9 protein-coding genes are annotated in these 13,870 nt (G+C 67.0%); all 9 read left to right on the top strand.

Annotation, left to right across the window (positions count from 1 at the left end; translation table 11 throughout):
- The first annotated feature begins 46 nt into the window (after nucleotides 1-46).
- Nucleotides 47-2,494 (top strand): sodium:solute symporter, encoded by a 2,448-nt coding sequence (locus tag ABE472_RS13090; RefSeq protein WP_346466385.1) that lies wholly within the window; start codon nucleotides 47-49, stop codon nucleotides 2,492-2,494.
- 93 nt (nucleotides 2,495-2,587) lie between these two features.
- A complete protein-coding gene (locus ABE472_RS13095) occupies nucleotides 2,588-3,469 on the top strand; it encodes a LysR family transcriptional regulator (protein ID WP_102789143.1) in 882 nt (293 codons plus the stop codon).
- Nucleotides 3,470-3,713: 244 nt separating this feature from the next.
- The gene (locus ABE472_RS13100) at nucleotides 3,714-5,888 is read left to right on the top strand and encodes a TonB-dependent receptor (RefSeq protein WP_346466386.1); all 2,175 of its coding nucleotides are present in this window, start codon (nucleotides 3,714-3,716) and stop codon (nucleotides 5,886-5,888) included.
- 99 nt (nucleotides 5,889-5,987) lie between these two features.
- Nucleotides 5,988-7,307 carry a serine hydrolase domain-containing protein gene (locus ABE472_RS13105; RefSeq protein WP_346466387.1) on the top strand — a complete coding sequence of 440 codons (1,320 nt, stop codon included), beginning with the start codon at nucleotides 5,988-5,990 and terminating at the stop codon, nucleotides 7,305-7,307.
- Entirely contained in the window at nucleotides 7,304-8,257 is a 954-nt protein-coding gene (locus ABE472_RS13110) for a ribokinase (RefSeq protein WP_346466388.1), read from the top strand. Before ABE472_RS13105 ends, ABE472_RS13110 begins: the two co-directional genes overlap by 4 nt.
- A gap of 37 nt (nucleotides 8,258-8,294) precedes the next feature.
- Nucleotides 8,295-10,484 carry a formylglycine-generating enzyme family protein gene (locus ABE472_RS13115; RefSeq protein ID WP_346466389.1) on the top strand — a complete coding sequence of 730 codons (2,190 nt, stop codon included), beginning with the start codon at nucleotides 8,295-8,297 and terminating at the stop codon, nucleotides 10,482-10,484.
- Nucleotides 10,481-12,346, top strand: coding sequence for a beta-L-arabinofuranosidase domain-containing protein (locus ABE472_RS13120; RefSeq protein ID WP_346466390.1), 1,866 nt, complete (start codon nucleotides 10,481-10,483; stop codon nucleotides 12,344-12,346). The genes ABE472_RS13115 and ABE472_RS13120 overlap by 4 nt, the downstream gene beginning before the upstream one ends.
- 137 nt (nucleotides 12,347-12,483) lie before the next feature.
- The gene (locus ABE472_RS13125; protein WP_346466391.1) at nucleotides 12,484-13,674 is read left to right on the top strand and encodes a CoA transferase; all 1,191 of its coding nucleotides are present in this window, start codon (nucleotides 12,484-12,486) and stop codon (nucleotides 13,672-13,674) included.
- Between the two features lie 16 nt (nucleotides 13,675-13,690).
- Nucleotides 13,691-13,870: transaldolase family protein (locus tag ABE472_RS13130; RefSeq protein ID WP_346464316.1), on the top strand; the 180-nt coding region annotated here is incomplete at its 3' end.

A 13,870-nucleotide genomic window follows, 5' to 3' on the forward strand; every position in this document is an offset into this window, starting at 1 on the left:
CGCTCTTGCCGGCTTCGGCGTTGCCGCACTTTTTCCGGGTAATTTCATGCACAAGCCTGCACCGTCCGCGTTTCTTTCCACTGTGCTCCGGCGCTGCGCGCGCAGCGTGCGGCTGGTTGCCGCCGCTGTCCTGCTTGCCGGCAGTGGCGCCGTGGCCGCCGAGAGCCTGACTACGGTGGCGGCCGGCAACCTGCCGGCATTGCCGGCGCAGATCGCACCGGGCGGGCTGGTGCATGTGGACGGGCGCCTGGTGGCGCTCGGCCATGACGGTGCCTGGGAACTGCGCGCCGACAACAAAGCGTGGGATGCGTTGCCGGCGCCGGCCGCCGGGCAGCTGGGCGGGCTTGAGGGCAGTGTCAGCGCGGCCGGGCGCACCTATCTGCTGCAGGGCCGGGATGCGCTCGGCGACCGCCTGCAGCCGGTGGTCCTGAACAACGGCGCGCTGGTTTTCGGCGCGGCCATTGCGCTGCCTGAGCCGCTGCGCAACGCGCGGGCGGCCACCTTTGGTGACGCGCTATATCTGGTGGGCACCGATGCGGCTGGCAGCGCCCAGCTCTACCGCCGTCCCGCGGCGGCAGGCACCGCCACTTGGCAGCATCTGGAGGACTTGCCGCAGCAGGGGGGTGCCAGCGCATTGCAGGCGCAGAAAGGCGCGCTGTACCTGGGCCTGGCCACCAGCGCGGGCAGCGATCAGCTGTGGCGCCGCAACGTCGACGCCAGCTGGCAGCAGGTCGCGTCGCCGGACGGCACGATCGTGGACGGCTCGATGCGCGCGCTGGGCCAGGCGCATCTGCTGATGCTGGTGAAGGACGGCAGCGGCATGACCCAGGCGCGCACTTTCCACACGATCACCGATGCGTGGACGACGCTGGAGACGCCCGTGGCGGCCGATCCGCAGGCAGTCACCGCGTGGGGTAACGGACTGGCCTGGGCCAGCGCGGGCGCCACCGGCAGCCAGCTCCAGTACGCCGAAATGCAGGGCGGCAAGCACCTGCTGCGCTGGCTGGACTGGACGGTGATCGGCATCTACCTGCTGGCCATGCTCGGCATGGGCTTCTACTTCTACCTCAAGGATCAGAACGCTTCCACGGCGGACTTCTTCGTCGGCGGGCGCTCGATTCCGTTCTGGGCGGCCGGCATCAGCCTGTATGCCACCAACACCAGTTCGATCAGCTTCATCGCCATCCCGGCCAAAGCCTTCGATACCAACTGGCAGTACCTGACCAACAACCTGATCGCGGTCGTCGGCCTTATGTTCGTGGCGGTCTGGATCGTGCCGCTGCTGCGCCGGCTGGACCTGATGAGCGTGTTCTCCTACCTGGAAACCCGCTTCCACCCGGCGATCCGCATGCTGTCCAGCGCACTGTGCATCGTGATGCAGATCGGTAGCCGCATGAGCGTGATCCTGTTCCTGCCGGCGCTGGCGATCTCCACCATTACCGGCGTGGACGTGGTCTGGTCGATCATGCTGATGGGCGTGTTCACCATCATCTACTCCACCGTCGGCGGTTCCAAGGCGGTGATCTGGACCGACGTGGTGCAGGTGATCGTGATGTTCGGCGGCGCGCTGTTCGCGATCGGCTTCATCTTCCTGCAGACCGGTGGCGACATGCCGCAGCTGCTCAGTGCGGCTGCGGCGGAAGACAAGACCAAGCTGTTTGATTTCAGCTTCGACCTGACCAAGGCCACGGTGTGGGGCTTCATCTTCCTGGTCGTGTTCGATGTGGTGCTGACCTTCCCGAAGGACCAGGTGCTGATGCAGCGCACCTTGTCCACGCGCTCGGACAAGGAAGCCGGGCGATCGATCTGGGCATTCGCCGCCATCATGATTCCCGGCGGCTTCGTGTTCTACGGCATCGGTACGGCCCTGTGGATGTACTACCGCAACAATCCCGAGCGCCTGAATCCGCTGCTGCCGATCGATGCGACCTTCCCGCTGTTCATCGCCGCCGAGCTGCCGGCCGGCGTCACCGGGCTGATCATCGCCGGCATCTTCGCCGCGGCGATGTCGACCCTGTCGAGCATCATCAACTCGATCTCGACCCTGGTCTCGGTGGATTTCTACCAGAAACTGGTCAAGGACCCGAACGAGAAAACCGCCGTGCGCGTGGCCGAATGGTCCGGCGTGGGCGTGGGCCTGATCGGCATCGGCATCGCGCTGGTGATGAGCCGCTATGACATCCATTCGCTGTTCGATGTTTCCATCGAACTGGCCGGTCTGCTCGGCGGTGGTTTTGCCGGTGCCTACACGTTGGGGATGTTCACCCGCCGCGCCAACGCGCCGGGCGTGGCGATCGGTGTGGCCGGCTCGATCCTGATCACGCTGGTCTGCTGGACCATGGACCTGGTGCACCCGTACTTCTATCTGGCGATCTCGATCCTGCTGTGCATCGTGATCGGCTACGTGGCCAGCCTGTTCTTCCCGGCGCCCACCCGCTCGCTGAAGGGGCTGACCATCTACCGGGATACCCCGGCCGAAGCGGCAGCCCCATGACCAGCACCGTTGAGGCGCCGGCGCACGGGCCATTGGTCCAATCGCATTGCGCCAGTGGCTCGTGTAGGTTGCTCACGCGCTGAGAGGTAATCCGTGGAAACCCAGTTCCTGAGTACGTTCGTAACGGTGGTGGACCGCGGCTCGATGGCTGCCGCGGCCCGCTCGCTGCATATCACCCCGGCCGCGGTCGCCCAGCAGATCCGCACGCTGGAACGTGAACTCGGCGCGCCGCTGATCGCCCGCGCCGGGCGCACCGTCAGCGTCACCGAGGACGGCGCGCGCATCCTGCAGCGGGCGCGCGACCTGCTGCGCCAGGTGGCCGACCTGCGCAGCGTGGCCAACGAAAACGACCTGGCCGGCGAGCTGCGGCTGGGCGCGTGCCCGACCGCGCTGGCCGGCCTGCTGCCGGACATCCTGTCGCGGATGGTCGCGACGTTCCCGCAGATCAACGTCTTCATCAAGCCGGGCTACTCGGCCGATCTGTACCGGGCGGTGGAGGCTGGCGATCTGGATGCGGCGATGGTGCTGCAGGCCCCCTTCGCGCTGCCCAAGACCTGCAAGTGGCAGCAGCTGCGCGAAGAACCACTGGTGGTGCTGGCGCCGGCCCATCTGGGCAGCCGTGACCCGCACGAGCTGCTGCGCGAGCAGCCGTTGATCCGCTACGACCGCCACGAATGGGGCGGTCGCCTCGCCGATGACTACCTGCGACAGGCCGGGATCGTGCCGCGCGAGCGGTTCGAGCTCAATGCACTCAACGCCATCGCGGTCATGGTCGACCGCGGGCTGGGCGTGTCACTGGTGCCGGATTGGGCCAAGCCATGGCCGGAAGGCTTGAATGTCGTGCGCATTCCCTTGCCGCAGTGCAGCGAACCGCGCCGGATTGGCGTGGTCTGGTCGCGCTCGTCGGTGCGCATCCGCCTGGTGAACGTGTTGCTGGAGGAAGCGCGCGTCGCATTGACCGAGCCGCAACGCTGACACCACGGGTTTTCGCGCGGTGCGCGGTGCGAAGCGAAACAAATCCTAGGCTTTGAACATACCTGAGCGCAGTTCTATCGCCATGACGCCGCGCCTAGGCTCTCGCCTCGTTGCCGGACAGGACGTGGAGACCCGCAAGGGAACCGCATCGACCGGCGGAAGGGCGAAAGCCCACGCGCGTCATCGGTGGCGACGGCTCCCCGGCCGGCTGTCCCGCATTTCCTTTTTTGGGGGGGAGAAACGAATGATCAAGCCACTTTCCGCGGCCATCAGCACTGCACTGTTCGCCTGTGTCATCAGCCCTGCCATGGCGCAGAGCACGACGCCCACCGATCTGGACCAGGTGATCGTGACCGGCAGCCGGACCCCGATCTCGATCGAGAAGGTCCCCGGTGCAGTGACCGTCGTGAACCAGGAACAGGTGCAGCGCACCCTCAACCTGACCGAAGACGCCACGGCCGTGCTGGCACGCATGGTGCCCGGTTACTCCGAATCCTCCCAGGCGATGAGCAACAGTGGCGAGACCCTGCGCGGCCGCGTCGCGCTGCGCCTGTTCGATGGTGTGCCGCAGGGCTCCCCGCTGCGCGAAGGCAGCCGCAACGGCACGTTCACCGACATGGGCGTGATCGGCCGCATCGAGGTCATCAACGGCCCGTCGGCCGCCGAAGGCATCGGCGGTGCCGGTGGCGTCATCAACTATCTCTCCAAGAATCCGGAAGTGGAGGGCCACCAGACCACGGTGAGCACGCGCTACGGCACCCAGTTCAAGGATGACAGCGGCCAGTCCAAGATCGGCATCACCCACACCTTCAAGGGCGATGCGGCGGACTTCCTGATCAGCGGCGCCTACATCGATCGCGGCATCGCCTACGACGGCGACGGCCGCCGGGTTGGCTTGAACACCTCCGGCTCGCTGTCCGATTCCTACAGCAAGAACCTGTTCCTGAAGGGCGGCTACAACTTCGGCGAGGGCCAGATGCAGCGCATCCAGGCCAGTTACAGCAACTTCCATATCGGTGGGAAGCACAACTACATTCCGGTCGAAGGCTGCCGCTACGACGCCGTGGAGTGCCCGGTGCCGAGCACCAATACCGCCGAGAAGGGCTCGATCAAGGATTCGCTGGCCGAGTTCAACGATTTCGAACAGTTCGCTGCCAAGTACACCCATGCCGATTTCTTCGGCGGTGACCTGAGCGTGGACCTGTACTGGGCCAAGCAGGCGATGCGTTATGTGCCGGAGAACGGTACGGACCGCCAGCTGGTCAAGCCGGCCCCGCCGGAAGACCAGCGCATCTGGGACCAGTCGGAGATCAACTCCGAGAAAAAGGGGCTGCGCGCGGCGTATGCCTACAGTGGCCTGTTCGCGGTGGAAGGCCTGCGCCTGCGCACCGGCCTGGACCTGGTGGAAGACACGGCGGAACAGCGCCTGGCGTTGACCGACCGGGTATGGGTGCCGCCGATGAAGTACACCAGCCTGGCGCCGTACGCGCAGCTGAGCTGGGACATCGGCCCGGTGACGCTGGATGCCGGCATCCGCCGCGAAGACGGTGAGCTGGAAATCGACGGTTACACCACCACCGCCTACCGCGACTTCACCCCGGTGCAGGGCGGCAAGCTCGACTACAAGGCCAACCTGCCCAACTTCGGTGCGATCTGGCGCATCACCGATGCGTGGTCGGTGTTCGCCTCTTACTCGGAAGGCTTCGGTATCGCCAACGTGGGCATCCCGTTGCGCAACATCCAGGCCAACAGCCCGTGCAAGGCAGTGGCATGCATCGCCGATCTGCAGCCGCTGATCACCAAGAACAAGGAAGTGGGCTTCAACTGGCGCGGCGAGCAGGCCCAGGTCGGGATGTCGGCTTACCGCTCGACATCCGAGTTCGGCTCATCGCTGACCGTGGACAAGGTGACCGAGGACTTCATCCTCACCCGCGCCCCGACCCGGATCGAAGGCGTTGAACTGAACAGCGCCTGGACCTTCAACGACCAGTGGAAGGCGGCGCTGCTGTACTCGCGGATCCGCGGCCAGACCCAGTACTACGACGGCTCGGGCCTGAACAAGGAGATGGGCATCCTCGATATCTCGCCGGACAAGGTCAATGCCTCGCTGACCTGGACGCCGAACGATCGCTTCGACGCGACGCTGGGCGTGAGTCGTACCTTCAGCCGTGACCTGCGCGAGACCTTCGTCAATCCGTCCAACGGTGCGGTGTATCGCAATGACGAGGATACCTACGGCTACGCGCTGTGGGATCTCAGCATGAACTACGACACCGGCACCTACGGCAAGCTGTCGCTGGGCATCGAGAACCTGCTGGACAAGCAGTACGTGCTGACCTGGTCGCAGCTGCCGGGCTGGCAGAACTTCTTCTCCGGCCGTGGCCGCATGGTGTCGCTGACCCATACCTTCACGTTCTGACCGTCACCGCGGACCGGCGCTGCGAGGCACTGCAGCGCCGGTCCGTTTTTATTGCCTTACCCTGTCATGACGTTACCGCCACCGACAGCAGGAGAGCGGATGTACTGGCCATCGCACGGACCGGCCCACGCCCGTCATTGCCGCCCCCGGGCACGCCTGGCCGTGTTCGCGTTGCTGATGCTGGCGGTGGGACAGGCCGCGGCGTCGTTGCCGGACCCGCCGAGCCAGACGGAAACGACGGCTGCGTCGGCGCGCTTGCCAGCAGTCGATGCCTTCCTGCACGAATCGACGGGCCGCCAGGGCTATACCGGCGCGGTCGCGCTGGTGATCCACGATGGCCGCATCGTGCACGACGCCGCCTACGGTTGGCAGGACCTGGCGCATGCCACGCCCATGCAGCGTGACAGCATTTTCCGCATCTACTCGATGACCAAAACGGTGGCCTCGGTAGCCGCCATGATGCTGGTGGAGGAGGGCCGGCTGGATCTGGATGATCCGGTGGCGCGTCATCTCCCTGAGTTCTCACGCCTGCAGGTCTTCGCCGGGGGCACCGCCGCGGCGCCACAGCTGCGCCCGGCAGCGCAGACGCTGACCGTACGACATCTGCTCACCCACACCGCCGGCTTCGCGGCGGGCGGGGAGGGATTCGAGGCCGTCACCGAGCTGCTGGAACACCAACAGGTGCAGGCCGCGGACAGCTTGGCCGACTACACCGAACGGCTGGCAAGGGTGCCGCTGGCGAGCGAGCCGGGTACGCGCTTCCGCTACGACAGCACGTCCATCGAAGTTCTCTCGCGGCTGGTGGAAGTGGTGGGGAAGCTGCCATTCGAGCAGTTCCTGCAACAGCGCATCTTCCGCCCGCTGGACATGCGCGATACCGGGTTCGTGGTGCCGGTGCGCGATCGCGCACGCGTGGTGGCGCTGACCAGCATGGGCGAGCACGGTGATCTGGTGCTCGCCGATGAGGTGCATGCGCGGGTGCCCGGCAGTGCGCTCCGGCCCTATCCAAGCGGTGCCGGTGGTCTGTATTCCACGGCCGGCGACTATGGCCGGTTCGCGCAGATGCTGCTGGACGGCGGCCGCTACGGCGAGGTGGAGTTGCTTCGACCCTCCACCGTGGCCCTGATGATGCAGAACCAGCTGGTCCACACCGCCTTGCCTCGGCCGGTGACCGAGTTCAGCGATGCCGAGGGCTTCGGCCTGGGCGGTTCGGTGTTGCTGGATCCGGCCCTGAAAGGACGCACCGCTTCGGTGGGCGCGTTCGGCTGGTCGGGCGCGGCCTCGACCTATTACACGATCGACCCGGCACGCCGCCTGGTCGCGATTCTGATGCTGCAGCATCTCCCGGGCGGCAATGACGATCTGCCGCGCATCAGTACGACGTTCTACAACCGCGTTGATGAGGCGATAGACCCATGAGTAGTGCGGCACGTTCCACTGTCCTTGTCGCCGGCTCGGCCAATCTCGATTTCGTGGTGCGCGCCACGCATGTGCCGGCGCCCGGTGAGACGGTGCTGGGCCGTAGCTTCAGCACGTTCCCCGGTGGCAAAGGCGCCAACCAGGCCGTAGCCTGCGCGCGGGCCGGCGGTGTGCCGACACGGATGCTGCTGGCCGTGGGCGAGGATGATTTCGCCGCGCCGATCGAAGCGTCCCTGCGCGATGCGGGTGTGGCCCTGTCGACCGTGCGCGATCCCGCGCTGCCCACCGGTACCGCCTTCATCTGCCTGGCCGACACCGCCGAGAACGCGATCACGGTCGCGCCGGGTGCCAACCTCGGGCTTCGCGAGGAGCACCTGCCGGCACTGGAGGGCGTGGGCTGGCTGCTGCTGCAGCTGGAAACCCCCGTGCCCACCATCACCGCCTATGCCCGCCGCGCCCGTGCGGCCGGGCTCAAGGTCGCGCTCAACGCGGCGCCGGCACAGGTCCTGTCCGATGCGCTGCTCGCGCTGCTGGATGTGCTGATCGTCAACGAAGGTGAGCTGGATGTGGTGGCCGGCCATCCCCCGGACCTGGCCACGGGGCTGGCGCGCGTGCCGGTGCCCTGCGTGATCGTGACCCTGGGTGCGCGTGGCTGCCTGGCCCGGGTGAACGGCGAGGTGCTGCTGCAGCCGGGGTTCCGCATCGACCCGATGGACACCACCGCGGCCGGCGATACTTTCTGTGGCGCCCTGATCGCTGCGCTGGCCGACCATCAACCGATGGCCGAGGCGTTGCTGGCCGCCACCGCAGCTTCCGCGCTGGCCTGCACCCGCCTGGGCGCACAGGCGAGCATTCCCACCCGCGCCGAGGTGCAGGCGCTGCTGGGCGATCCCACGCGCGTTCCCGATGCCGCCGCCCATGCCGCGCTGGCGGCAGCGTGCGCGCGCTGATGTCCCTCCTTTCCGTTTCCTGCTGGATGCCTTGCCCATGACCACGCCGTATCAGAGCCCCGATTACGACACCGATGCAGCCGACTACGGGCGTGAGCCGATCCGCACCGAGTACAAGTTCTCGCACGTGACCACCGGGCGTTACCTGCCGACGCCCGGCAAGGCGCCGGCGTGGCCCTTCGCCGATATCGGCAGTTGGATGATCGATGCCAATGCCAGCGCGGGCGATTGGCTGGAAGAACTGAAGGACTGGCGCCGCGAGCACCTGGTCCGGATCGGCTACACCGATGTGAACTACCGTCGTCCGGAGCTGCAGTGGGCGCAGCGCAACTTCGTGCATGCACAGATGATGGTCGAGGATCGCTATTTCTTCGATGCGGCCACCGGGCAGTACACCGTCGACCGGTACCTGGACGATCTGACCGCACGGTTCGGCGGTCTGGATTCGGTGCTGATCTGGTACATCTACCCCAACATCGGTATCGATGACCGCAACCAGTTCGATCTGGCGCATGACATGCCCGGCGGCCTGGCGGGATTGAAGGCCGCGGTGCAGGCCTTCCAGAAGCGCGGCGTCAAAGTGTTCCTGCCGGCCAAGCCGTGGGACCACGGCACCCGCGACCCGGGCGTGACGCACTGGGATGGGCTGGCCGAGATCGTCAAGGCGGTCGGTGCCGACGGCATCAACGGCGATACCTTCAACGGTGTGCCGCGGGCGTTCTTCGATGCCTGTGATGCACGCGGCAATCCAGTGGTGGTGCAGCCCGAATCCACCATCAGTTCCGAAGAGCAGTTGATCTGGAACGTGCAGAGCTGGGGCAAGAAGGCGCCTGATGGCCCGGTGCCGCCCGTCTCCAAATGGAAGTGGCTGGAGCCACGCCACATGGTGAACTACGAGAACCGCTGGGGCCGCAACCGCAATCACGACCTGCAGTACTGCTTCTTCAACGGCATCGGCTACAACGCCTGGGAAAACATCTGGGGCGTCTGGAACCAGTTCACCCCGCGCGACGGTGAAGCGCTGCGCCGGATTGCCACGCTGTACCGGCAGTTCCCGCAGCTGGTGGTCTCGATGGACTGGGAGCCGTACCAGGTCTGCCTGCAGGGCGGCATCTTCGCCAGCCGGTTCCCGGGCGAGGGGGTAGCGCTGCACACGTTGATCAACCGCAACGAATACGCCGTGGACGGTGAGCAGATCGCGCTGGCGCATGCGCAAGGCACGCGTTACTACGATGCGTGGCATGGCCGCGCGTTGACGCCGCGGATCATCGACGGCGCGGCGTACATCGAGCTGCCGATGGAAGCGCGCGGCTTCGGGGCGATCCTGAGTGTGGCTGCAGGTACCGCGATCGAGGGTCTGGACGAATTCCTGGCGGCGACCGCCGAGCGCGCACAGCAGCCCCTCAACAGTTACTCCGCCGCGTGGAAGGCCGCTCCGCAGGAACTGCTGGCGATCGCGAGCACGCCCCCGCAGGCCGAGGCGCCGACAGGCATGGTCACGATCCCGGCCGCCGAGTTCCTGTTCCAGGTGGGCGGTATCGAGATCGAAGGGTTCACCTGGGCCGGCCTGGATGTGCAGTACCCGTGGGAAGACTGCGCGCGCCGCCACCATCGCCGGCGCATGGCGCTGCCTGCGTTCCACATCGATCGCCACCCGGTCACCAACGCCGCGTTCAAGCGCTTCCTCGATGCCAGCGGCTACCGGCCGGCCGATGACCACAACTTCCTGGCGGACTGGAAGGACGGCGCGCCGCGTGCGGGCTGGGACAACAAGCCGGTCACCTGGGTCTCGATCGAGGACGCGCGTGCGTACGCGGCGTGGGCCGGCAAGCGGCTGCCGCATGCGTGGGAATGGCAGTACGCCGCGCAGGGCACCGACGAGCGCCTCTACCCGTGGGGCAACGCGTGGGATGCCGCACGCGTGCCGCGGGTCAATCGTGGCCGTCGCCTCATCCCGCCGGCGGATGTGGATGCACATCCGCAGGGGGCCAGCCCGTTCGGGGTGGAGGACCTGGTCGGCAATGTGTGGCAATGGACCGATGAATTCAGCGATGCGCACACCCGCGCGGCCGTACTGCGTGGCGGCAGCAGCTATCAGCCGCAGACCTCGCACTGGTACTTCCCGCAGGCCTACCGCCTGGATCAGCACGGCAAGTACCTGCTGATGGGTCCGTCCAAGGATCGCGCCGGTACGGTCGGCTTCCGTTGCGTGGTGGATGCGGCATGAACCGTCTGCATCCCGCCGCCCGCGGCATGACGCTGGTCCCGCCGCAACAGGTCACCTTGCAGGGCGTGCTGGGCGATGCCCTGGCAGCCAACCGCAGCGGGCGCCTGAGCACGTTCGTCGTGGATGAGCACAGCGCGCCGATCAGCATCTTCAGCCAGGCGCACAAGCACCAGAACCACGAGGGCGACTGGTATGGCGAGCACGCCGGCAAGTGGCTCTCGGCCACCGCGCGGGCGGTGGCGCAGGGCGGGCAGCCGCAGCTGGAGGCCTCGTTGCGCCGCGTCGCCGACTGGTTGATCAGCCAGCAGGACGATGACGGCTACCTGGGCAACTATGCGCCTGAGCGTCGCTTCACCGTGCCGCAGCCGCCCAAGCCGGAGAGCTGGAACGGCGAGCCGGCGCTGCGCACCTGGGACATCTGGACGCACAGCTACCTGATCCTCGGGTTCCTGGAAACGTGGCGCGCGCTCGGCAACGCAGCCTACCTGCAGGCCGCGTGCCGGATCGCCGACCTGTGCTGGCAGGCCCTGCAATCGGGCATCGACATCACCACGCTGGGCAACCACCACGGCATGTCCGCCACGGTACTGCTGGATCCTGCCGCCGATCTCTATCTGGTCACCAGCGAGCCGCGCTATCTGGCACTGGCCGAATGCATCCTGGCGCAGGCCAACGCCAACCCGCGGCTGGCGCTGCTGGACAAGGCGCTGGCTGGTGAGGACGCGGCCTTCATCGCAACCGGCAAGGCCTATCAGCTCAGCTGGAACCTGGTCGGGCTGGCCAAGCTGTACAAGGCCACCGGGCATGACGACCATCGCCAGGCGCTGGATCATCTCTGGCACAACATCCGCGAGCAGCACCTCACGCTGGGCGGCGGTCCGTGGGGTGGGGTGGCGCACCGGTCGCGCGAGGTATTCAACGCGCCGCGCACCTTCTTCCCGCAGGCCTATGTGGAAACCTGCTCGGTACTGGCGTGGATGCAGCTCAACCGTGAGCTGCTGGCCATCACCGGCCACGCACGCTACGCCGATGAACTGGAGCGCACCGCCTACAACGACCTGCTGGCGGCAATGGCCGCCAATGGCGAGGACTGGTGCTACTACACCTATCCCAACGGCCGGCGCGTGCACACCACGTACTGGCGCTGCTGCAAATCCAGCGGCGCGATGGCCGTGGAAGAGTTGCCACAGGTGGCCTACGGAATCGCGGCCGATGGTGGGCTGCGGGTCAATCTGTACGGGCCGGGCGAGGCCACGTTGCTGCATGCGCAGGCCGGTGCGGTGACCCTGCTGCAGGCGACCCGATTCCCCTTCGAGGGTACAGTGACCCTCACCGTGCTGCCCGAGTGCGTCGCCGAGTTCAGCATCGGCGTGCGGATACCGGGCTGGGCGACGGGCGCACGGATCGAGGTCAATGGACAGCCCGAGGCGGCCGAGGCGGGCGCGGACGGGTTCGTGCACGTGCAGCGTACCTGGCAGTCCGGCGACACGATCTGCGTGCAACTGCCGATGCAGCCACGCCTGCACCGGGCGGCCAACATCAACGTGCAGGAATCGCGCGCGCCGGATGGCGCGCCGGTGGCGCAGGAGGTCCTGCGCTGGGAGTACGTGGGGTTGAGCTACGGGCCGCTGGTGTATGCCACCGGCCTGATCGACGGGTACAAAACCGATGAGACGGTGCGCTTGCCGGACCGGCCACCCTCGCAGTGGCTGCAGGTGGGCGAGGACACGGGCGAGGGCGCGTCGATCACCGTGCAGCTGGAGTGCCGCGGCCCGCTGACGTTCGAGCCCTACTACCGGTGTGGCGGGCGCGATCACGGCAGCTGGCGGTTGAGCTGGCTGTCGCTGGCGCCGTCGGGCTGACGTCCCGGCGGTGTTCGGCGGCGGTGGCGCCGCCGACGCCGCAGCGTGCTTTTTGTCCACCCAGAACATACCCACACGATCTGTTTCTTCCCGTTGGCCAGGAGGAAACTTCCATCAAGGTATCGAGTGTATTGACCATGACCGGAAGCAACCCCAGTTCTCCATTCGCCATCGCACAGCGGGAAGGTGCCACCGGGCCGTTGAGCGGCATTCGGGTGCTGGATCTGAGCGCCTACATTGCCGGCCCCTACGGCTGCACGCTGCTGGCCGACCAGGGCGCGGAGGTGATCAAGGTGGAGCCGCCGGTCGGCGACAACCTGCGGCGCTATCCCTCCACGCTGGAGGCCGAGAGCCGCGCATTCCTCGGCGTGAACCGCTCCAAGCGCGGCGTGGTGCTGGACCTGAAACAGCCTGACCAGCGTGCGGTGCTGATGCGCCTGGTGCGCGAGGCGGACGTGCTGGTGCACAACTTCCGGCCGAGCGTGCCGGTACGCCTGGGCATCGATTTCGAGAGCCTGCACAAGCTCAACCCGCGCCTGGTGTATTGCTCGGTCACCGGCTACGGCGAGCAGGGGCCGTTGAAGGAGAAGGCAGGGTACGACCAGGTGCTGCAGACCATGACCGGCATGTGCACGATGCAGGGCAAGGCGGGCGGCGCCCCGGAGATCCTGTACGGCTCGGTGGTCGATTACTACGCTGCCGCGCTGGTGGCGGCCGGTGTGTCATCGGCCCTTTACGAGCGCGAACGCAGCGGCGAAGGCCAGTTCGTGGGCGTGTCGCTGCTGCGCAGTGCGCTGACGATGCAGTCGGCGCGGATGGTCTGGGCCGAGGGCGAGCCGGCGGCAGTGGGCCGCGATATGCGCTCAGGCGGTGTCACCGGCATCCATCCCACCGCGGATGGATACCTGTACATCTCGGCCAATACCCCGCGCTTCTGGCAGGCATTGTGCGAGCGGATCGGGCGGCCGGAACTGGCGGCCGACGCGCGCTACGACACGGTGCGCAAGCGGGCTGCGGAGGCCGAGATACTGTTGCCGCAGTTGCACGCCGCGCTGGCCACGCGCAGCGCGCTGGCGTGGGAGGAGTTGTTCGGCGAAGAGGTGCCGTGCGCGGCCGCGCGCCAGGTCGAGGACATGTTCGACCATCCACAGGTGCAGGCCGAGCAGATGGTCACGTCGCTGCCGCACCCGCTGTTGGGCAGCTACCGCGGCATCACCCGGCCGATCGTGTTCGGCCGCACACCCGGCCCGGAGCCGTTCGCCGCGCCGGTGTTCGACCAGGACACGGCGGCGGTCAGCGCGCTGCTCGACGCGTGCTCTGATGACTGATGCCCAGGAGCTCTCCATGACGTCGCTGTCCAAACTCTCCCAGCTGCGTGATCTGTCCGTGGTGGTTGCCGATACCGGCGACTACGAGGCGATCAAGCGCTTGAAGCCGGTCGACTGCACGACCAACCCCACCCTGGTGAAGAAAGCGCTGGACCTGCCGGTATACGCCGATCTCATCGAGAGCGCGCTGGCCTGG

Origin of the sequence: Stenotrophomonas sp. TWI809 (assembly GCF_039673205.1) — a bacterium.
Lineage (GTDB): Bacteria > Pseudomonadota > Gammaproteobacteria > Xanthomonadales > Xanthomonadaceae > Stenotrophomonas.

Bases quoted from the DNA above. Each gene is read 5' to 3' on its own strand.
- ABE472_RS13105 (WP_346466387.1), top strand. From the start codon at position 5,988: ATGTACTGGCCATCGCACGGACCGGCCCACGCCCGTCATTGCCGCCCC.
- ABE472_RS13120 (WP_346466390.1), top strand. From the start codon at position 10,481: ATGAACCGTCTGCATCCCGCCGCCCGCGGCATGACGCTGGTCCCGCCG.
- ABE472_RS13125 (WP_346466391.1), top strand. From the start codon at position 12,484: ATGACCGGAAGCAACCCCAGTTCTCCATTCGCCATCGCACAGCGGGAA.
- ABE472_RS13115 (WP_346466389.1), top strand. From the start codon at position 8,295: ATGACCACGCCGTATCAGAGCCCCGATTACGACACCGATGCAGCCGAC.
- ABE472_RS13100 (WP_346466386.1), top strand. From the start codon at position 3,714: ATGATCAAGCCACTTTCCGCGGCCATCAGCACTGCACTGTTCGCCTGT.
- ABE472_RS13090 (WP_346466385.1), top strand. From the start codon at position 47: ATGCACAAGCCTGCACCGTCCGCGTTTCTTTCCACTGTGCTCCGGCGC.
- ABE472_RS13110 (WP_346466388.1), top strand. From the start codon at position 7,304: ATGAGTAGTGCGGCACGTTCCACTGTCCTTGTCGCCGGCTCGGCCAAT.